The sequence below is a fragment of the Pseudoxanthomonas sp. 97-1-1 genome, assembly GCF_057773125.1.
On sequence record NZ_JBYMTJ010000003.1, the window covers coordinates 494,088 to 514,942 of the forward strand.

General features: G+C 67.7%; 17 protein-coding genes. 16 read left to right on the top strand and 1 reads right to left on the bottom strand.

The annotated features are described in order from the left end of the window. Positions 1–3: 3 nt before the first annotated feature. The 14 genes from rsmH (at position 4) to lpxC (ending at position 16,257) form a co-directional block, all read left to right on the top strand. Positions 4–954: a 16S rRNA (cytosine(1402)-N(4))-methyltransferase RsmH gene (gene rsmH / locus AC3DET_RS14175; RefSeq protein ID WP_488392159.1), complete on the top strand. Its 951-nt coding sequence runs from the start codon at positions 4–6 to the stop codon at positions 952–954. Beyond that, the gene (gene ftsL / locus AC3DET_RS14180) at positions 951–1,214 is read left to right on the top strand and encodes a cell division protein FtsL (RefSeq protein WP_192202037.1); all 264 of its coding nucleotides are present in this window, start codon (positions 951–953) and stop codon (positions 1,212–1,214) included. The genes rsmH and ftsL overlap by 4 nt, the downstream gene beginning before the upstream one ends. Further along, positions 1,211–3,055 carry a peptidoglycan D,D-transpeptidase FtsI family protein gene (locus tag AC3DET_RS14185; protein WP_488392032.1) on the top strand — a complete coding sequence of 615 codons (1,845 nt, stop codon included), beginning with the start codon at positions 1,211–1,213 and terminating at the stop codon, positions 3,053–3,055. The genes ftsL and AC3DET_RS14185 overlap by 4 nt, the downstream gene beginning before the upstream one ends. Next, a complete protein-coding gene (locus tag AC3DET_RS14190) occupies positions 3,052–4,536 on the top strand; it encodes a UDP-N-acetylmuramoyl-L-alanyl-D-glutamate--2,6-diaminopimelate ligase (protein ID WP_488392033.1) in 1,485 nt (494 codons plus the stop codon). The genes AC3DET_RS14185 and AC3DET_RS14190 overlap by 4 nt, the downstream gene beginning before the upstream one ends. Continuing rightward, complete coding sequence (locus tag AC3DET_RS14195) at positions 4,533–5,912, top strand: UDP-N-acetylmuramoyl-tripeptide--D-alanyl-D-alanine ligase (protein WP_488392034.1); 1,380 nt, start codon at positions 4,533–4,535, stop codon at positions 5,910–5,912. The genes AC3DET_RS14190 and AC3DET_RS14195 overlap by 4 nt, the downstream gene beginning before the upstream one ends. Continuing rightward, positions 5,902–6,987, top strand: a complete 1,086-nt coding sequence (mraY, locus tag AC3DET_RS14200; protein ID WP_142125700.1) for a phospho-N-acetylmuramoyl-pentapeptide-transferase — start codon at positions 5,902–5,904, stop codon at positions 6,985–6,987. The genes AC3DET_RS14195 and mraY overlap by 11 nt, the downstream gene beginning before the upstream one ends. After that, on the top strand, positions 6,987–8,282 hold the full coding sequence (gene ftsW, locus AC3DET_RS14205) for a putative lipid II flippase FtsW (protein WP_337731517.1): 1,296 nt from the start codon (positions 6,987–6,989) through the stop codon (positions 8,280–8,282). Before mraY ends, ftsW begins: the two co-directional genes overlap by 1 nt. After that, a complete protein-coding gene (gene murG, locus AC3DET_RS14210; protein WP_488392035.1) occupies positions 8,279–9,373 on the top strand; it encodes an undecaprenyldiphospho-muramoylpentapeptide beta-N-acetylglucosaminyltransferase in 1,095 nt (364 codons plus the stop codon). The genes ftsW and murG overlap by 4 nt, the downstream gene beginning before the upstream one ends. Continuing rightward, entirely contained in the window at positions 9,373–10,824 is a 1,452-nt protein-coding gene (murC, locus tag AC3DET_RS14215) for a UDP-N-acetylmuramate--L-alanine ligase (protein ID WP_337731917.1), read from the top strand. Before murG ends, murC begins: the two co-directional genes overlap by 1 nt. Next, positions 10,821–11,780, top strand: a complete 960-nt coding sequence (locus AC3DET_RS14220) for a D-alanine--D-alanine ligase (protein ID WP_446538150.1) — start codon at positions 10,821–10,823, stop codon at positions 11,778–11,780. Before murC ends, AC3DET_RS14220 begins: the two co-directional genes overlap by 4 nt. Then, entirely contained in the window at positions 11,780–12,565 is a 786-nt protein-coding gene (locus tag AC3DET_RS14225) for a cell division protein FtsQ/DivIB (protein ID WP_337731514.1), read from the top strand. The genes AC3DET_RS14220 and AC3DET_RS14225 overlap by 1 nt, the downstream gene beginning before the upstream one ends. After that, complete coding sequence (gene ftsA / locus AC3DET_RS14230; protein WP_142125704.1) at positions 12,562–13,797, top strand: cell division protein FtsA; 1,236 nt, start codon at positions 12,562–12,564, stop codon at positions 13,795–13,797. Before AC3DET_RS14225 ends, ftsA begins: the two co-directional genes overlap by 4 nt. Positions 13,798–13,883: 86 nt before the next feature. Next, entirely contained in the window at positions 13,884–15,110 is a 1,227-nt protein-coding gene (gene ftsZ, locus AC3DET_RS14235; RefSeq protein ID WP_192202029.1) for a cell division protein FtsZ, read from the top strand. A gap of 232 nt (positions 15,111–15,342) precedes the next feature. Further along, on the top strand, positions 15,343–16,257 hold the full coding sequence (lpxC, locus tag AC3DET_RS14240) for a UDP-3-O-acyl-N-acetylglucosamine deacetylase (RefSeq protein WP_192202028.1): 915 nt from the start codon (positions 15,343–15,345) through the stop codon (positions 16,255–16,257). Positions 16,258–16,458: 201 nt separating this feature from the next. Here the strand turns inward: lpxC and AC3DET_RS14245 are convergent, their stop codons facing one another. Beyond that, positions 16,459–16,932 (bottom strand): DciA family protein, encoded by a 474-nt coding sequence (locus AC3DET_RS14245; protein WP_446538149.1) that lies wholly within the window; start codon positions 16,930–16,932, stop codon positions 16,459–16,461. An 8-nt stretch (positions 16,933–16,940) separates the two neighbouring features. On the opposite strand from AC3DET_RS14245, the gene AC3DET_RS14250 reads away from it, so the two are divergent. Together AC3DET_RS14250 and secA are read left to right on the top strand one after the other, a co-directional pair. Then, positions 16,941–17,891, top strand: a complete 951-nt coding sequence (locus AC3DET_RS14250; protein WP_337731512.1) for a M23 family metallopeptidase — start codon at positions 16,941–16,943, stop codon at positions 17,889–17,891. Between the two features lie 172 nt (positions 17,892–18,063). Continuing rightward, positions 18,064–20,817, top strand: coding sequence for a preprotein translocase subunit SecA (gene secA / locus AC3DET_RS14255; protein WP_488392036.1), 2,754 nt, complete (start codon positions 18,064–18,066; stop codon positions 20,815–20,817). Positions 20,818–20,855: the final 38 nt, after the last annotated feature.

Consider the following 20,855-nt stretch of genomic DNA (forward strand, 5'->3'; position numbering starts at 1 on the left):
GGCATGCGGCAGTCCGCGCCGGCCGGTCACCTCCCAGCGCTGCACTTGCCGGTGTTGTACACGCAGGTCATGGAAGGGCTGCAGGTGAAAGAGGACGGAACATACCTGGACGGCACCTTCGGGCGCGGAGGCCACGCGCGCGGCGTGCTGCAACAACTCGGCCCGGGAGGCCGGCTGCTGTTGATGGACAAGGATCCCGCCGCGATCGCGCATGCCGAACAGATGTTCGCGGGCGACGCGCGCGTGGCGATCCGTCGCGGCAGCTTCGCCTCGATGGCGCAATGGGACGAAACCGCCGCAGGCCTGGATGGCGTACTGCTCGACCTGGGCGTGTCGTCGCCCCAGCTCGATGTCGCCGAGCGCGGCTTCAGCTTCGGCAAGGATGGTCCGCTGGACATGCGCATGGATCCCGATGCCGGCGAAAGCGCCGCCGACTGGATCGCCCGCGCCGAAGAGCGCGAGATCGCCGACATCCTCTGGACCTACGGCGAAGAGAAGCAGAGCCGCCGCATCGCGCGCGCCCTCGTCGCGCGCCGCGCCACCCAGCCGTTCGTGCGCACCGCCGACCTGGCCGCCGCGATCGCGTCGGTGATGCCGCGCGGCGACAAGATCCATCCGGCCACGCGCAGCTTCCAGGCCATCCGCATCCACATCAATCGCGAGCTGGCCGATCTCGAGGCAGGACTGGACGCGGCGCTGGCGCGGCTCAAGGTGGGCGGCAGGCTGGCGGTGATCAGCTTCCATTCGCTGGAGGACCGCATCGTCAAGCAGTTCATCAACCGGCACGCGAAGGCACCGCCAGCCAATCGACGCCTGCCCGTGGCGGATACCTTCGTGCCCACGCTGCGAGCGATCGGCAGTGGACAGAAGGGCGAACCCGACGAAGTCTCCTCCAACCCGCGCGCACGCAGCGCGGTGTTGCGCGTGGCGGAGAAGCTGGAGGTGGCGGCATGACCCGCTTCCTGCTGATCGTGCTGGTGCTGGCCAGCATCGCCTCGGCGATCGGCGTGGTGTACGCGCGCCATCGCCACCGCGTGCTGTTCGATGAAGTGACGCGGCTGGAGCGTGCCCGCGACGAACTGAACGTCGAGTTCGGCCGCCTGCAGCTGGAGCAGGCCACCGTCGCCGAGGCCACGCGCATCGACCAGGTGGCACGCGTCCGCCTGGGCATGAAGTTCCCCGAGACGGCTGACGTGGTGGTGATCAGGCCATGAACGCCGCGCCCGCGAAAAACCGCAACCGCGCCCGGTTCAACCTGCGCGGACGCCTTGCGCTGGTGCTGGGCGCGATGGGCCTGTGCTCGATCAGCCTGGTCGGTCGCGCCGCCTATGTGCAGCTGATCAACCACGACTTCTACCAGCGGCAGGGCGATGCGCGCTTCCTGCGCGAGATCCCCATCCCCACCTCGCGCGGCATGATCACCGACCGCAATGGCGAGCCGGTCGCGGTGTCGTCCCCGGTGGAATCGGTATGGGGCAATCCGCAGGAGCTGTTGAAGGCGCCGGATCGTCTGCCCGAGCTGGCGAAGGCGCTGGGCGTGCCGGTCGACCACCTGACCAACCGCCTGTCGCAGCGTGCCGACAAGGAATTCCTGTACCTCAAGCGCCGGATCAATCCGGACGAAGCGCAGCGGATCCTGGCGCACAAGATTCCCGGCGTGTTCTCGCAGCGCGAATTCCGCCGCTTCTACCCGCAGGGGCCGGCGATGGCCCACGTGCTGGGCTTCACCAACATCGACGACCGCGGCCAGGAAGGCCTGGAACTGGCGTTCGACGAATGGCTCAGCGGCACGCCCGGTGCCCAGAAGGTGATCCGCGACAACCGCGGCCGCATCGTGGAGAACGTCGACCTGATCCGCTCCGCACAGCCGGGCAAGGACCTGACGCTCAGCATCGACCGCCGCATCCAGTACCTCGCGCACCGCGAGCTGCGCAATGCACTGCTCGAGCACCAGGCCAGCAGCGGCTCGATCGTGATCATGGACGTGGCCACGGGTGAAGTGCTGGCGATGGTCAACCTGCCGACCTACAACCCCAACGCGATCGAGCGGGTGAAGCCGGACGCGCGCCGCAACCGCGCACTGACCGACATGATCGAGCCGGGCTCGACGATGAAGCCCTTGACCGTGTCGACGGCGTTGAGGGCCGGCGTGGTCACGCCCTCGACGCTGATCAACACCAATCCGGGCTACATGGCGTTGAACAGCCGCTACACCATCAGGGATGTTCCCCGGAACAACGGCGTGCTGACCGTCACGGGCGTCATCACCAAGAGCTCGAACATCGGCTCGATCAAGATTGCAGAGAAGCTCCCGAACGCCTACTTCTACGAGAGCATCCACAGCTTCGGCTACGGCCAGAAGCCCGGCAGCGGCTTCCCGGGCGAGTCCGCCGGCATGCTGGCGCCGCCGGATCGCTGGAATGGCCTGCAGAAGGCGACCATGTCGTACGGCTACGGCCTGGCGGTCACGCCGCTGCAGATCGCACGCGCCTACTCGGCGCTGGGCAATGGCGGCCGGCTGGTGACGCCGACGTTCGTGAAGGGCCAGCGGGGCGAAGCGCCGCAGGTGCTGGATCCTGCGATCGCGCGCGAAGTCGTCGGCATGATGGAAACCGTGGTGACCGAGGGTGGCGCCAAGCGTGCCGGCGTGCTCGGCTATCGCGTGGCGGGCAAGACCGGTACGGCCCGCATCGCGTCCGGCGGTGGTTACGCGAAAGGTCGCTACGCGTCGTTCTTCGCCGGCCTGGTGCCTGCCAGCAATCCGCGTTTCGCCGCCGTCGTGGTGATCAACGATTCGCAGGAAGGCGGCTATTACGGCGGCCTGGTCGCCGCCCCCGTATTCCACGACGTGATGGACGGAACGTTGCGCCTGATGGACGTGCCGCCGGATGACATCGAGGCGTGGCTCGCCGCGCAGGCCAGGAACACGCAGAAGCCCAACGGAGGCAGCGCACCCGTGCCGGCGGCCCTCGTCGACGACGCCGTCGACGCGATGGACCCGTCCGCGTTCGACGCCCCGCGGGCCGTGTTGCCGGCGACGGGGGCGACGCGATGAGGCGGATGATGGCCCTGGCCGAACTGCTGCCCGACGTGGAGGTGCCGCGCGACATCGTCGTGCGTGGCCTGACGCTGGACAGCCGCAGCGTGCAGCCGGGCGATGCCTTCGTCGCCATCGCCGGGTTCGGCGCGCATGGCCTGAACTTCGCCGCACAGGCGAAGGAAAACGGCGCCAGCGCGATCCTGTTCGAGCCGCCGGTGCCTGACGGACTGGAGGCGCCGCGCGATGCGATCGCGGTGCCCGGCCTGCGCGCGCGCATGGGCGTCATGGCCGACCGCTTCCACGCGGCGCCGTCGCACGACATGAAGATGGTCGGCGTCACCGGCACCAACGGCAAGACATCGACCGTGCAGCTGCTGGCGCAGGCGTGGCACCTGCGCGGCGTGCGCTGCGCAACCGTGGGCACCCTGGGCGCCGGCATGTACGGCGAAGTGGTGCCCACCGGCTTCACCACGCCGCTGGTGCTGCAGATGCATGCGCTGCTGGCGCAGTTCCGCGACGCCGGCGCCAAGGCCGTCGCGATGGAAGTCAGTTCGCATGCGCTGGACCAGGGCCGCGTGGACGCCGTGCATTTCGATGTCGGGGTGTTCACTAACCTCACCCGCGACCATCTGGACTACCACGGCGACATGGAACGCTACGGCGCCGCGAAGTCGCTGCTGTTCTTTCGTGCCGGCCTGAAGGCCGGCGTGGTCAATCTCGACGATGCCTACGGGCGCGACCTGTTCGCGCGCCTGCCGCATGGCGTGCAGCGCATCGGCGTGAGCTCGCGCGGGCAGGCCGAGGCCAGCGTGCGTGCGGATGCACTGCGCCTGGACGGTAACGGCATCGCGTTCGAACTGGTCGTCGGCGACGACGTGCAGCCTGTGCAGTCGCGCCTGCTGGGGCGCTTCAACGTGGACAATCTGCTGGCGGTCGCCGGCGCGCTGCATGCGCTGGGCGATACCACGGCCGACATCGCGCGCACGCTGTCGCGCCTGGCGCCGATCCATGGCCGGATGAACCGGCTCGGCGGCGACAGCGATGCCGCAGGCAACCTTCGCCCGCTGGTCGTCATCGACTACGCGCACACGCCGGACGCGCTGGAACAGGCGCTGGCCAGCCTGCGCGACCACGTGCAGGGCAGGCTCTTCTGCGTGTTCGGCTGCGGCGGCGATCGCGACGCGGGCAAGCGTCCGCAGATGGCCGCGATTGCCGAGCGCCTGGCGGACGTGGTGGTGGTTACCGACGACAATCCGCGCACCGAAGATGGCGACCGCATCGTGGCGGACATCATCGCGGGCTTCTCCCGTCCGGACGCCGTCACGGTGCAGCGCGACCGCGCACAGGCGATCGCGCAGGCGATCGCGCAGGCCGGCGCCGACGACATCGTGCTGGTCGCGGGCAAGGGTCACGAGCCTTACCAGGAAATCCATGGCGTGAAGCACCCGTTCGATGACACCGCCGTGTCGCGTCAGGCACTGGAGGAGCGCCGATGAAGCGTCTTCCCCTTTCCCTGTTGGCGCACTGGGCGGGCGGTGAACTGCTGGGCGATGACCTCGTGATCGGCTCGCTGACCCACGATACGCGCACGCTGGTGCCGGGCAGCCTGTACGTCGCCCTGCGCGGCGAGCGGTTCGATGGCCATGATTTCGCCTACGACGCCTCCATGCGCGGCGCTGCCGCAGTGCTGGTCGACCATGAGGTGAAGGTCGACGTGCCGCAGGTCGTCGTGCCGGACACGCTGCTGGCGATCGCGCGCATCGCCGCCGGCCTGCAGCGCGACCGGGTGGAGAAGACCGTGGCCATCACCGGCAGCAACGGCAAGACCACGGTCAAGACGCTGGTGGTCTCCATCCTGCAGCGCGCTGGCGTCACCTACTTCAATCCCGGCAACCGCAACAACGAGATCGGCTTGCCGATGGCCGTCATCGACGCGCCCGACGATGCCGACTTCTCGGTCTACGAGATGGGTGCGGGCAAGCCGGGCGACATCGCCTACCTGACCGACATCGTGACGCCGGAAGTGGCGCTGGTGAACAACATCGCGGCCGCCCATCTGGAGCGCATGGGCTCGTTGATGGGCGTGGCGGAGACCAAGGGCGCCATCTACGACGCCTTGCCCGCCGACGGTACCGCGGTGATCAACGCCGACGATGCCTTCGCCGAGTACTTCGCCAGCCGCGTGCCGGATCGCCGGATCCTGCGCTTCGGCCTGGAGACCACGGCCGACCTCTCCGCGCGCGATATCCGCGCGACGGCGGAGGGTTCGGATTTCGTACTGGTCGCTCCGCACGGCGAGGTGGGCGTGAGCCTGCACCTGCCGGGTCGGCACAACGTGCTGAATGCGCTGGCGGCCGCCGGCATCGCGATGGCTTGCGGCGTGTCACTCGCCATCATCGCCGAGGGCCTGTCGGCCGCACAGCCGGTAGCGGGTCGCCAGGTGGCGCATGCGCTCGCCAATGGCGCGGTAGTGATCGACGACAGCTACAACGCCAATCCTGGCTCGCTGGTGGCCGCCATCGACACGCTGGCCGCGGCGAGTGCGCAGGCCGGTGGCGAAGGGTGGCTGGTACTCGGGGACATGCGCGAGCTGGGCGACGATGCCGAGGCGCTGCATGCCGATGCCGGTCGTCGCGCCAAGGCCGCCGGGATCCGTCGCCTGTACACGTTGGGTCCGCTCAGTGCCGCCGCTGCCGCCGCCTTCGGTGAAGGCGCGCATCCGTTCGACAGCCACGCTGCGCTGGCCGATGCCCTGGGCGTCGAGCTGCGACCCGGCGTGCGCTGCCTGGTCAAGGGGTCGCGTGGCAGCGCGATGGACCGGATCGTCGCCATCTTGCTGTCCACCGGGGAGGACACATCGCATGTTGCTTGAGCTGGCTCGCTGGTTGCAGAGCCTGGAGAATTTCTTCGGCCTGTTCGGCTACCTGACGTTCCGCGGCATTCTCGCTGCGCTCACGTCGCTGTTCCTGTCGCTGTGGCTCGGCCCGGCGGTGATCCGCAAGCTCGGCCAGTTGAAGGGCGGGCAGCCGATCCGCAAGGACGGCCCGCAGTCGCACTTCTCCAAGGCCGGCACGCCGACGATGGGCGGCGCGCTGATCCTGGTGACGGTGCTGCTGTCGGTGCTGCTCTGGGGCGACCTGCGCAACAAGTACGTATGGGTGGTGCTGCTGGTGATGGCGACGTTCGGCGCCATCGGCTGGTACGACGACTGGATCAAGATCGTCAAGCGCGATCCCAACGGCCTGAAGTCGCGCTGGAAGTACCTGCTGCAGTCGATCTTCGGCCTTGCCGCCGGCCTGTATCTCTATCTGTATGCCGATGTGCCGGCGGCGACGACCTTCTACGTGCCGTTCTTCAAGTCGATCGCGCTGCCGCTGGCGGGCATCAGCTTCGTCGCCATCGCGTACTTCTGGATCGTGGGCTTCTCCAACGCCGTCAATCTGACCGATGGCCTGGATGGCCTGGCGATCATGCCTACGGTGCTGGTGGCCTGTGCGCTGGGCGTGTTCGCCTACGCCTCGGGCAACGCGGTGTTCTCCAGCTATCTGCAGATCCCGCAGGTGCCGGGCGCGGGCGAGCTGACGATCATCTGCGCGGCCATCGCGGGCGCCGGCCTGGGCTTCCTGTGGTTCAACACCTATCCGGCGATGGTGTTCATGGGCGACATCGGCGCACTGGCGCTCGGCGCCGTGCTGGGCACCATCGCGGTGATCGTGCGCCAGGAGCTGGTGCTGGTGATCATGGGCGGCATCTTCGTCATCGAGACGCTGTCGGTGATGATCCAGGTGGCGTCGTTCAAGCTGACCGGCAAGCGCGTGTTCCGCATGGCGCCGATCCACCACCACTTCGAACTGAAGGGCTGGCCGGAGCCGCGCGTGATCGTGCGCTTCTGGATCATCTCCGTCGTGCTGGTCCTGGTCGGCCTGGCCACGTTGAAGGTGCGCTGATGAACGACACGCCGCGCCAGGCCACACGTCTTGAAGCCATCGGGGGCCGCTTCGACCCCTGGTTGCTCGGCGCCATGCTGGCGCTGGCGTCGCTGGGCGTGGTGATGGTGGCGTCGGCGTCGATCTACCAGCACGGCAATCCGTTCTACTACCTGGTCCGCCACGGCATGTTCCTCGTCGCCGGCGCGGGACTGGCGTGGTGGGTGATGCGTACCGAGCTGAAGAGCATCGAGGCGCGCAACCACCTGCTGCTGTTGGGGTGCGTGGTATTGCTGCTGCTCGTGTTCGTGCCCGGGCTGGGCGTGAGCGTGAAGGGCGCGCACCGCTGGATCAACCTGGGCGTGTCCAACTTCCAGGTCGTGGAAGCGGTGAAGGTCTTCTTCATCGTCTGGCTGGCCAGCTACCTGGTGCGCTTCCGCGACGAGGTCAACGCAACGTGGGCCGCGATGCTCAAGCCGTTGGGCGTGGTAGTGGTCCTGGTCGCGCTGCTGCTGATGCAGCCGGACTTCGGTTCGTCCTCGCTGCTGCTGGCGATCACCGCCGGCATGCTGGTGCTCGGTGGCGTCAACATGCCGCGCATGTTCGGTCCGGTGCTGGTGGGCCTGCCGATCCTTGCGGTGATCGCAATCGCCGAGCCGTACCGCATGCGCCGGCTGACCTCGTTCTCCGATCCCTGGGCCGACCCGTTCGGCAGCGGCTACCAGCTGACCAATGCGCTGATGGCGATCGGTCGCGGCGAGTGGGGCGGCATCGGCCTCGGCGGTTCGGTGCTCAAGCTCAACTATCTGCCGGAAGTGCACACCGATTTCATCTTCTCGGTGATCGGCGAAGAGCTTGGCTTCGTGGGCGTTTGCCTGGTGGTGGCGCTGTACGCGCTGCTGGTGGGGCGCGCCTTCGTCATCGGCCTGCGCTGCGTGGAAATGCGCAGGCACTTCGCGGGTTACATCGCATTCGGCGTCGCGCTGTGGATCGGCATGCAGAGCTTCGTTTCTATGGGCGTGAACCTGGGCCTGCTGCCGACCAAGGGCCTGACCCTGCCGCTGATCTCATCGGGCGGTTCCAGCATCCTGATGACCTGCGTGGCGATGGGCCTGCTGCTGCGCGTGTCCTACGAGCTGGAGCGCACGCAGCGCCAGGTCGCGCTGCGCGGGGAAGTGATCCAGGGTGCGGGCGATTCGCCTGCGCCGGTCGATCCGCGCCCGGTGCCTGCCGCGCCTGCTTCGTTCTCGCAGACGCTGCGCGGCACCAGCCGCCTGCAGCAACGCGTCGAGCCCACGTTCGAGAGGATCGCATGAGCAGTGCGGGCGCTCCCGTCATGATCATGGCCGGTGGTACCGGCGGCCACATCTTCCCTGCGCTGGCCGTGGCGAAGGTGTTGCGCGCGCGAGGCGTGCCGGTGGTCTGGCTGGGTGCGGACGGGGCAATGGAAACGCGCCTGGTGCCGCCGCACGACATTCCGCTGGACACACTGGCCATCACCGGCCTGCGCGGCAAAGGCCGGTTGGCGTTGCTGGGTGCGCCCGTGCGCGTGCTGCGCGCGATCCGCGCGGCAGGCTTCGTGCTGCGCCGTCGCGCGCCGCGGTCGGTGGTGAGTTTCGGTGGTTTCGCGGCCGGTCCCGGCGGTGTCGCCGCGCGCCTGATGGGTTTGCCGCTGCTGGTGCACGAACAGAACCGCGCCGCGGGCTTCACCAACCGCATGCTGGTGAAGGTCGCGCGCCGCGTGATGACCGGTTTCCCCGGTGCGTTCCCGTCGCGCGAGGAAGTGGTCGGCAACCCGGTGCGGGACGAGATCGCGGTGCTGCCGCCGCCGGCCGAACGCCTGGTGGGCCGCAGTGGCCCGCTGCGGGTGCTCGTGTTGGGCGGCAGTCAGGGCGCGCGTGCGCTGAATCTCGCAGTTCCGCAGGCCATCGCGACGTTGCCGGCGGGCAGCATCGAGGTGCGTCACCAATGCGGCGAAAAGCTGCGCGACGAAGCCGCCCGGGCCTACGTCGACGCCGGCGTGGCCGCGAGCGTGGAAGCCTTCATCACCGACATGGCGGCCGCGTACGCGTGGGCCGATCTGGTCGTCTGCCGCTCCGGCGCCTCGACCCTGGCCGAGCTGTGCGCGGTCGGCGTGGGCAGCGTGCTGGTGCCCTTCGCGCAGGCCGTCGATGACCACCAGACCCGCAACGCCGAATACCTGGTCGAGCGTGGTGCAGCCGTGCTGCTGAAGCAGGACGACACGCTGGCCGACGCGCTGGCCACCACGCTGCGGCAGCTGGCTGGCGACAGCGACAAGCGCCTGGCCATGGCGCAGGCCGCGCGCGCGCTGGCGAAGACCGATGCGGCCGACCGCATCGCCGACATCATTCTCGAGGAAACAACGAACATGAGGACGCAGGCATGATGATGGCTGCTGCACGCGAGCGCCGCCTGCAACACACCGGCAACCTGGCGAAGGAGTTCCGCCGCGTGCACTTCGTCGGCATCGGCGGCTCCGGCATGAGCGGCATCGCGGAAGTGCTGTGCACGCTGGGTTATGAAGTATCCGGTTCGGACAACGCCGACAACGCCGCGACCCGTCGCCTGGCGTCGCTGGGTGCGCGCGTGATGCGCGGCCACAATGCCTCCAACGTGCTGGGCACCGATTGCGTGGTGGTCTCCAGTGCGATCAGGCAGGACAACCCCGAACTGATGGAAGCGCGCAGCCAGCGCATCCCGATCGTCCCGCGTGCGGCGATGCTGGCCGAGCTGATGCGTTTCCGTCGCGGCATCGCGGTCGCCGGTACGCACGGCAAGACCACCACGACGAGTCTCACGGCCGCCGTGCTGAGCGAAGGCGGGCTGGATCCGACCTTCGTCATCGGTGGCCAGCTGCTTGCGGCCGGCGCCAACGCCAAGCTCGGCGACGGGCAATGGCTGGTGGCGGAAGCCGACGAAAGCGATGGTAGCTTCCTGCGCCTGAATCCGCTGATCTCCATCGTCACCAACATCGACGCGGATCATCTCGAAAACTACGGCAACGACTTCGAGCGCGTGAAGGCGGCCTTCGCCGAATTCCTGCAGCGTCTGCCGTTCTACGGCCTGGCGGTGCTGTGCATCGACGATCCGGAAGTCGCCGCCATTGCCGCGGAAACGCCGCGCCACGTGATGAGCTATGGCTTCGCGGAGAACGCCGACGTGCGTGCCGAAGACGTGGAGCAGGACGGCGGCCGCATGCATTTCACCCTGCGCCTGCCGGAGGACGCGAGCATCCGCGTCAGCCTGGCGTTGCCGGGGCGCCACAACGTGCAGAACGCGCTTGCTGCGGCGGCCATCGGATGGCAGCTCGGCGTGTCGCCGGAGAACATCGCGGCTGCGCTGGAGAAGTTCGCCGGCATCGGTCGCCGCTTCAACGACCTGGGCGAGATCGCCACGCCGCAGGGCGCGCGCGTGCAGCTCGTCGATGACTACGGCCATCATCCGAAGGAACTGGCGGCGGTGTTCGCCGCCGCACGCGGTGGCTGGCCGCACAAGCGGCTGGTCGTGGCCTTCCAGCCGCACCGTTACAGCCGCACGCGCGACCAGTTCGATGCATTTGCCGCGGTCCTGTCGGAGGTCGATGCGCTGGTGCTGAGCGAGGTGTACCCCGCCGGTGAGCAGCCGATCGCAGGCGCCGACGCGAAATCGCTGGCGCGCGCCATCCGTGCGCGTGGCCGCAACGAACCCGTGGTGGTCAGCCAGGTCGCGGACCTGGTCGACGTGCTGCCGGACGTGTTGCAGGACGGCGACCTGTTGCTGCTGATGGGGGCCGGTGACATCGGCCACATGTCGCAACACATCGCCGCGCATGGCTTCACCGCGAAGGACCCGGCATGACCACCGTGACCGTGCAACCGCCGCGTTTCAAGGATCCGGCCCGTTTCGGCCGCGTCGCCGTACTGATGGGCGGCGTGTCCAGCGAGCGCGAAGTGTCGTTGAACTCGGGCCAGAACGTGTTGGCGGCGCTGCTGGCGCGCGGCGTGCAGGCGTTCGCCGTCGATGGCGTGCCGGCCCTCATCGAGGCGATCCGCGCGGGCAAGGTCGACAGGGTGTTCAACATCCTGCACGGCGGCGATGGCGAGAACGGCGTGCTGCAGGGCCTGCTGCAGTCGCTCGGGGTGCCGTACACCGGCCCGGGCGTGCTGGGTTCTGCGCTGACGATGGACAAGATCCGCACCAAGCAGGTGTGGCAGGCGGCCGGTCTGCCGACCGCAGGCTTCGTGCGGATTCCGCCGGGTGGCGACCTCGCGGCAGCGGTCCGCGCGCTGGGCTTCCCCGTGTTCGTGAAGCCGAGCGCGGAAGGGTCCAGCGTCGGCGTGTTCCGCATCCTGGGTGAAGACGACCTCGTGCCCGCCGCGACGTTCGCATCCACCTACCCCGGCGAGCTGCTGGCAGAGCAGATGCTGACCGGCGGCGAGTTCACCGTGGCCGTCCTGGGCGACCTCGCACTGCCGTCGGTGCGTATCGTGCCGGCGCAGGGCTGGTACGACTACCACGCCAAGTACATCGCCGACGATACGCAGTACCTCTGTCCCGGTCTGGATGACGCGGCCGAGGAAACACAGATCCGTGCACTGGCGCTCGAAGGCTTCCGCGCCGCCGGCTGCAGTGGCTGGGGGCGGGTCGACGTGATGCGTCACGCGGACGGACGTTTCCTGTTGATGGAGGTCAATACCGCCCCGGGCATGACGAGTCACTCGCTGGTGCCCAAGGAAGCGGCGCAGGTCGGCATCGGTTTCGAGGAACTGTGCTGGCGCATCCTGGAGCAGACCGTGCCGGAGGTCGCCGGCTGATGAATGCCGCCCTGCGCATCATGGCCTGGTTGCTGGCGCTGGCGCTGGTCGCGCTGCCGGTCGTGGCCGTGGTCAATGGCTGGATCGGCGCCGACCGGTGGCCGTTGTCCAGGCTGCGCGTGCAGGGCGAGTTCGAACGCGTGGACGCGGCGCAGTTGCAGGCCGCCGTGCTGCCGTACGCGAAGCGCGGCTTCTTCGCCGTCCCGCTGGAGGACGCCAAGCACGCGGTCGAGCGGTTGCCGTGGGTGGAACGCGCGGACGTGCGCAAGCGCTGGCCGGACGTGCTGGAGGTACGCATCACCGAGCACAAGCCGTTCGCGCGCTGGGGCAACGACAAACTGCTGTCCGAGCACGGCCGCCTGTTTCCGCTGCCGAAGGAGCTCGCCGGCCTGGATCTGCCGCAGCTGGGTGGGCCGGACTCCCAGGTGCAGGAAGTGACCGCGCTCTACAACGAATCGCGCCAGCTGTTCGCACCGCTGGGACTGGACGTCACCACCCTGGTGATGGATGCGCGCGGCAGCTGGTCGCTGCTGCTGGGCAACGGCACCCAGGTGGTCGTCGGCCGCACCGATGCGCGTCCACGCCTGGGCCGCTTCGCGCGGATGCTGCCGCAGCTGCTGGCCACCGCGCAGGCACAGCCGCTGGTGCGCGCGGACCTGCGCTACACCAACGGGTTCGCGCTCAGCTGGGGCGAAGCGCCCAAGGCGCCGCCGCCAGCTTCCACACCGTCTCCATTGCCTGCGCCGATCGCGGTCGCAGGTCGTCTTCTGCAGGGCACTACATGAATCGCAAGGGTGACAAATCGCTGATCGTCGGGCTGGACATCGGCACCTCCAAGGTGACGGCGCTGGTCGGCGAGTACGCACCGGGCAATCCGATCGAGGTGATCGGCATCGGCTCGCACGAGTCACGCGGCCTCAAGCGCGGCGTCGTCGTGGACATCGAGTCGACGGTGCAGTCCATCCAGCGCGCGATCGAGGAGGCCGAGCTGATGGCCGGCTGCGAGATCCGCTCGGTGTACGCGTCGATCTCCGGCAACCACGTGCAGTGCCGCAACTCGCCCGGCATCGTGCCGATCCGCGACGGCGAGGTGACCTGGGGCGACCTGGACCGCGTGCTGGAAGCGGCCAAGGCCGTCGCCATCCCGGCCGACCAGAAGATCCTCCACGCCATCCCGCGCGAGTACAAGCTGGACAATTCGCAGGAAGGCATCCGCAACCCGGTCGGCATGACCGGCGTGCGCCTGGAGGTGGACGCGCACCTGGTGTTCTGCGCACAGTCGGCCGCCGCCAACATCAGCAAGTGCGTGCAGCGCTGCGGCCTGCAGATCGACGACCTGATCTTCTCCTCGCTGGCCTCCAGCGTGGCCGTGCTGACCAGCGACGAGCGCGAGCTTGGCGTGGTGCTGGTCGACATGGGCGCGGGCACCACCGACCTGGCGGTGTTCGTGCAGGGCGCGATCTGCCACACGGCATCGCTGCCCATCGCCGGCGACCAGGTGACCAACGACATCGCGCACATGCTGCGCACGCCCACGCCGGAAGCCGAGCAGATCAAGGTGCGCTACGCCTGCGCGCTCGCGCAGCTGGCGACGGCGGAAGAAAGCATCCAGGTGCCCAGCGTCGGCGACCGCCCGCCGCGCCGCCTGCCGCGCCATGCGCTGGCGCAGGCGGTGCAGCAGCGTTACGAGGAGATCTTCGAGATGGTGCAGGCGGAACTGCGCCGCTCCGGGTTCGAGGAGCGCGTGCGCGCCGGCATGGTGCTGACAGGTGGCGCATCGAAGATGGAAGGCGTGGTCGAACTGGCCGAGGAAATGCTGCAGATGCCCGTGCGCGTCGGCATTCCGCAGCACGTCACCGGCCTGGGCGAAGTGGTCGGCAACCCGGTGCATGCCACCGGCGTCGGCCTGCTGCTGATGGGCAGCCAGATCGAACATCCCCGGCGTCCGTCGCTGCCCACGGGCAAGGCGGGCAGCTGGTTCAAGAAACTGCAGAACTGGTATCGCGGCGAGTTCTGAGTGAGGCGACATCCTCCGCGAAGTGAAAGGCATCACGACGTTCGTTCCACCCAGCAACACATAACTAAATAAACGAGGACAAGGACATGGCACATTTCGAACTGGTTGAAAAGATGGCCCCGAATGCGGTGATCAAGGTCGTGGGCGTGGGCGGCGGCGGCGGCAACGCCGTGGCGCACATGGTCAACGGCAGCGTGGATGGCGTGGAGTTCATCACCGCCAACACCGACTCGCAGGCGATCAAGAACTGCGGCGCCAAGCTGCAGCTGCAGCTCGGCAGCAACGTCACCAAGGGCCTGGGCGCCGGCGCGAATCCGGAAGTCGGCCGCCAGGCGGCGCTGGAAGACCGCGAGCGCATCATCGACGCCCTTGATGGCGCCGACATGGTGTTCATCACCGCCGGCATGGGCGGTGGCACCGGTACCGGCGCCGCGCCGGTCGTGGCGCAGCTGGCCAAGGAGATGGGCATCCTGACCGTCGCCGTGGTCACCAAGCCGTTCCCGTTCGAAGGCCGCCGCCGCATGCAGGTCGCGCTGAAGGGCATCGAGGAACTGAGCCACCACTGCGATTCGCTGATCACCATCCCGAACGAAAAGCTGATCACCGTGCTGGGCCGCAACGCGACGATGATCCAGGCGTTCCGCGCCGCCAACGACGTGCTGTTGGGCGCCGTGCAGGGCATCGCCGACCTGATCGTCCGTCCGGGCCTGATCAACGTCGACTTCGCCGACGTGCGCACCGTGATGAGCGAGATGGGCCTGGCCATGATGGGCACCGGCTCGGCACGCGGTGATGATCGCGCGCAGGCCGCCGCCGAGGCCGCGATCCAGAACCCGCTGCTGGACGACGTCAACCTCAACGGTGCCAACGGCATCCTGGTCAACATCACCGCCGGTCCGGACTTCACCATGGCCGAGTTCGACGAAGTGGGCCGCACCATCGAAGGCTTCGCCTCGGAAGACGCCACCGTGGTGGTCGGCACCGTGCTGGATCCGGACATGCAGGACGAAGTGCGCGTGACCGTGGTGGCCACCGGCCTGAACCGCAATGCCGCCCGCCAGCCGGTCGGCCGTGGCAGCGACCTGCGCGAGCCGATGCGCGCGCCGATCAAGCTGGTCCGCGACGCCACCACCGGGATGGCGATCGACGACGGCTTCGCCGTGGACCCGATCAGCGCCGCCACCAGCGGCATGGGCTTGCGTCGTGGGTCGGCTGCGCCGGCATCGTCCGCGCCGGTATCGGCCCCGATCGCGGCCGACCTGCCGCCGGACTACCTGGACATCCCGGCGTTCCTGCGCCGCCAGGCGGACTGATCACGTAGAAGTGGAACCCTCCCCCGTAAACAGGGGAGGGCGCAGATGATGTGCCGTTTCATCGCCGTGTCCCTTCGCTGCCGGACCTTCACCGGTCCGGCAGCCCTTTCCCGACGGCCGTAGCATTCCGTTGTTGCAGGGGTGGGACAGACCGGTTCTTCCGTTAAGATTCAGTGGTCTGCGTGATATTCTCGCTGCCCGCTCAGGTTCCCCCCACCTGCGATTCCTTCGAATGGCCCAGCAACGCACCCTCAAGAACGTGATCCGCGCGACGGGCGTGGGGCTGCACAGCGGCGAAAAGGTCTACATGACCCTGCGCCCGGCTCCCGTGAATACCGGCATCGTGTTCCGGCGCGTCGACCTGGAGCCGGTGGTGGAGATTCCCGCCAGCGCGGAGCTGGTCACCGAGACCACGCTGTGCACCGGGCTGACCTGCGAGGGCGCCAAGGTGCAGACCGTCGAACACCTGATGTCGGCGATGGCCGGCCTGGGCGTGGACAACGCCTACGTGGAACTGTCGTCGGCCGAACTGCCGATCATGGATGGCTCCGCAGGCCCGTTCGTGTTCCTGATCCAGTCCGCCGGCATTGCCGAGCAGGACGCCCCCAAGCGTTTCATCCGCATCACCCGTCCCATCGAAGTGACCGAGGGCGACAAGGTGGCGCGCTTCGAGCCGTACGACGGCTTCAAGCTGGGTTTCACGGTGAAGTTCGATCACCCGATGATCCCCGCCTCGCAGTCGCGGGCCGAAGTGGATTTCTCCACCGGTGCCTACATCAAGGAAGTCGCGCGCGCGCGCACGTTCGGTTTCATGCGCGACCTGGAATACATGCGCGAGCGCAATCTCGGCCTCGGCGGCTCGATGGACAACGCCATCGTGCTGGACGAGTTCCGCGTATTGAACGAGGACGGCCTGCGCTACACGGACGAATTCGTCCGCCACAAGATCCTGGACGCCATCGGCGACCTGTACCTCGCCGGGCGCCCCATCCTGGGCGCCTACGAGGGCTTCAAATCGGGCCATGCCTTGAACAACAAGCTGGTCCGCGCCCTGCTGGCCGAGACCTCGGCCTGGGAAGAAGTGACCTTCGAGGACCGCACCGCGCCGTCCCCGGTCACCTATGCGACGCCCGTCCTGGCGATCTGAGACGCCCGTCCGCTGCGGACGGTGACCTTGCTGTCGACCGGTTTCCCACCGTCATCACGCAGTGGTGTGCGAATGGTTACGCCTTGGTCAAAATGTGAACTGTGTCAGGAAATCTGGCCGGAAATAACATTTTCCTAACCTTTGGCTAACGCCCCGACCGACGGTGGCCGGTACCATGCCCCGTCCCTCGTGATGGCCGGCTCAACATCCGCGGCGTCTACGATGACCACCCCCCGGGGTGGGCGTACCGGCGGAGTCCGGGGCGGACAGGAGGTCGAGGGCTGCTTGCAGCCCTTTGCGGGACGCCTCCGACACAGGTACGACCGGATCTTGCGCAGGCTTCACGGGATGGAGCGGCGCGAGGCTCGTCTTGGCGGTGACTTCGGTGACCGCCAGTCCGATGGATTGGGCCACGTTGATCAGTTCGGGTGCGGCCAGGCGAAGCCTGGCGTGCCACACCGGGGAATCGACGATAAAAACGAGCCGTTTGCCCGCCACGTTCGCCAACCGGCAATGGGGCGCCAGGGCAGGCGGCAGGCAGGGGCGAAGCTGCTGTTCCAAGGCGTCCAGCCACATGGCACGACGCACCGGGTCGGTGGCGGCATCCGTCAAGGCAGCCTGCAGGGCAGGTTGCGCGGTGCCGGTACGGCGCGGCTTGGACTTCGAATCAGACATCGGTATCTATGAGCTTTAAGACCATCGTAAACAATTCGCGTACCTGGTGGGCCCATGCATCGGCCCATGGTGCCTATCGAATCCGCCTCGCGTTCCACGCCCGGCCGCTCGCCAGCGCTGCGGTGCTCGTCGCCGCCGGCCTGCTGGTGGGCATGGGGGGGCGCAGTGCCCTCGGCATGGCGCAGGTCTCGATGCTGCAGGCCAAGGCCGAGCAGCGCGATACCGAGCTTGAGCAGGTCCGCCGTGGTGCCCAGCAGGAAATCAACGCCATGGCCGCGCGCCTTGGCGAATTGCAGGCGCAGGCCAATCGCCTGAATGCGCTCGGTGAACGCCTCACCCGCGTGGGCCAGTTGCAGGACGGCGAGTTCGACTTCAACGAGCCGGTCGGCGTGGGCGGCAACGATGTGTCCTACGACATGAAGCCCGCCGACCTGACCTCCGGCGTGGACAAGCTGGAGAAGCAGTTCGCCGCGTCTGGCCGTCAGCTGTCCGTGCTGGAGGCGCTGCTGTTCAACCGCGAACTCGACAGGAATGCGACCCCGGGCCGCATGCCGATCGCGAACAGCTACATCACGTCCGGTTTTGGTGGTCGCGCCGATCCGTTCGGTGGTGGTGGCCAATACCACAAGGGCATCGACTTCAAGGCCAGCGTGGGGGATCCCGTGCTCGCGGTGGCCGACGGCGTGGTCAGCTTCGCCGGCGTGAAGGGCGGCTACGGCAATGTCGTCGATGTCGACCACGGCAACGGTTACGTCACCCGCTATGCACACAACTCGCGCCTGACCGTACGTGCCGGCGACCTCGTGCGCGTGGGCCAGGAAGTGGCCAAGGCCGGTTCCACCGGTCGTTCGACGGGCGCGCACGTGCACTTCGAAGTGTGGGAGAACGAGCGTGTGGTCAATCCGCGCAAGTTCCTGGGCGAAGGCCCCACGCCGGTGGGGCAGGTCAAGCGCGGCTGATAGCGCGCGGAACCAAACGGGAAGGTCGCGGTCCTACCGCCGGCCTTGATTCCCCGGGCGGCGCCCCAAGCTACAATACGGTGTTGCCAGACAGGGCGCCTAGCGCCCTGTTTCGTTTTGGGCCCGCAACCGCCGCGCGGCCCCGGCGTCCTTTTCCCATCCGGTTCCCTACATGATCAACAACCTGCTTACCCGTGTCTTCGGCAGTCGCAACGAACGCCTGCTCAAGCAGCTGCATCGCACCGTCGACAAGATCAACGCGCTGGAAGCGGAGCTGCAGCAGCTCACCGACGAGCAGCTGAAGGCCAAGACGCCGGAGTTCCAGCAGCGCATCGCGGGCGGGGAAGCACTCGACAAGATCCTGCCCGAAGCCTTCGCGGTCTGCCGCGAAGCCAGCCGTCGCGTGCTGGGCATGCGCCACTACGACGTGCAGCTGATCGGCGGCATGGTGCTGCACCTGGGCAAGATCGCCGAAATGCGTACCGGTGAAGGCAAGACGCTGGTCGCCACGCTGCCCACCTATCTCAACGCGCTCGAAGGCAAGGGCGTGCACGTCGTCACCGTGAACGACTACCTGGCCCGCCGCGACTCCGCCTGGATGGGCCGCCTGTACAACTGGCTGGGCCTGAGCGTGGGCGTGGTGTACCCGGGCATGCCGCACGGCGACAAGAGCGCCGCTTACGCCGCCGACATCACCTACGGCACCAACAACGAATTCGGCTTCGACTACCTGCGCGACAACATGGCGATGTCGCGCGCCGACCGCTTCCAGCGCGGCCTGCACTACGCCATCGTCGACGAAGTCGACTCCATCCTGATCGACGAAGCGCGCACCCCGCTGATCATCTCCGGCCCGGCCGACGAATCGCCCGAGCTGTACATCCGCGTCAACCGCATCGTGCCCCAGCTGATCAAGCAGGAGAACGAGGAAGCGGAAGGCGACTACTGGGTCGACGAAAAAGGCAAGCAGGTGCACCTGTCCGAAGCGGGCATGGAGCACGCTGAGGAACTGCTGCTGCAGGCCGGCATCATCAGCGAGGAAGAACCGCTGTACGGCGCCAACAACCTGTCGGTCGTGCACCACCTCAACGCCGCACTGCGCGCGCATGCTATCTACCAGCGCGACGTGGACTACATCGTGCGCGATGGCGAAGTGGTCATCGTCGACGAGTTCACCGGCCGCACCCTGACAGGCCGCCGCTGGTCCGACGGCCTGCACCAGGCGGTCGAAGCGAAGGAAGGCGTGCCGGTCCAGCGCGAGAACCAGACGCTGGCCAGCGTGACGTTCCAGAACCTGTTCCGCATGTACAACAAGCTGTCCGGCATGACCGGTACGGCGGATACGGAAGCCTTCGAGTTCCAGAGCATCTACGGCCTGGAAGTCATCGTCATCCCGACCAACCGCCCGACCGTGCGCAAGGATTCGCCCGACCAGGTGTTCCTCAACCGCCAGGGCAAGTTCAAGGCGGTGCTGGCCGACATCCAGGAGTGCTACCAGCGCGGCCAGCCGGTGCTGGTCGGCACGACCTCGATCGAGACGTCGGAAATGCTGTCCGACTTCCTCACCAAGGCCGGCGTGCCGCACGAAGTGCTCAATGCCAAGCAGCACGAGCGCGAAGCGCACATCGTGGCGCAGGCCGGTCGCCCGGGCGCGATCACCATCGCCACCAACATGGCCGGTCGTGGTACCGACATCGTGCTGGGCGGCTCGCTGGAAGCCGAGTACGAAGCGCTTCCCGAGGACGCCAGCGACGCCGACCGCGCCGCGGTGAAGGCCGAATGGCAGAAGCGCCACGACGAAGTGAAGGCCGCCGGTGGCCTGCACATCGTCGGCACCGAGCGCCACGAATCGCGCCGCATCGACAACCAGCTGCGCGGCCGTTCCGGCCGCCAGGGCGATCCGGGTTCGTCCCGCTTCTACCTGTCGCTGGAAGACAACCTGATGCGCATCTTCGCCTCGGACTGGGTCCAGAAGGCGATGAAGCTGATCGGCATGAAGGAAGACGACGTCATCGAGGACAAGCTGGTCAGCCGGCAGATCGAGAAGGCGCAGCGCAAGGTGGAAGCGCACAACTTCGACATCCGCAAGAACCTGCTCGATTTCGACGACGTCAACAACGACCAGCGCAAGGTGATCTACGCACAGCGCGACGAACTGCTCGACGCCGATTCGGTGAAGGACAACATCGACGGCATCCGCGGCGACGTGGTCGCCGAGACGGTCGCCCGCTTCGTGCCGCTGAATTCGGTGGACGAGCAGTGGGACCTGCAGGGCCTGGAGCGCGAGCTCGGCGAGGAAATGGGCGTGGAGCTGCCCGTGAGCCGCTGGCGCGAGGACGCCGAGGAACTCGATGCCGAGACCATCGAGCGTCGCGTGCAGGAGGCGATGGACAAGCACTTCGCCGACAAGGAAGCGGTGATCGGCGACGAGACCATGCGTGCGCTGGAAAAGCACGTCATGCTGACCGTGCTGGACAAGAACTGGAAAGAGCACCTGGCGCGCATGGACTACCTGCGCCAGGGCATCCACCTGCGCGGCTATGCGCAGAAGCAGCCGAAGCAGGAGTACAAGAAGGAAGCGTTCGAGCTGTTCTCCAGCATGCTGGAGCGGGTGAAGAGCGAAGTGGTGACCCTGCTGTCGCGCGTCCGCATCCGCAGCGAGGAGGAAGTCGCCGCGCTGGAAGCGCAGGAGCGCGCCATGGCCGAGGCGCAGGCCCGGCAGATGCAGTTCCAGCACCAGGATGCCGGCGGCTACAGCGCCGACGAGGAAGCCGAACAGGCTCGGCAACTGGCCGCGGCGCAGGGTGGCTACGTGCAGTCCGGTCCGATGCCGGCGCACCGCGATGCGCCCAAGGTCGGCCGCAACGATCCCTGTCCCTGCGGCAGCGGCAAGAAATACAAGCACTGCCACGGCCAGCTGGGCTGAGTCGCCGCAACACCACCCCGCCTGACGGAAAAGCCGCG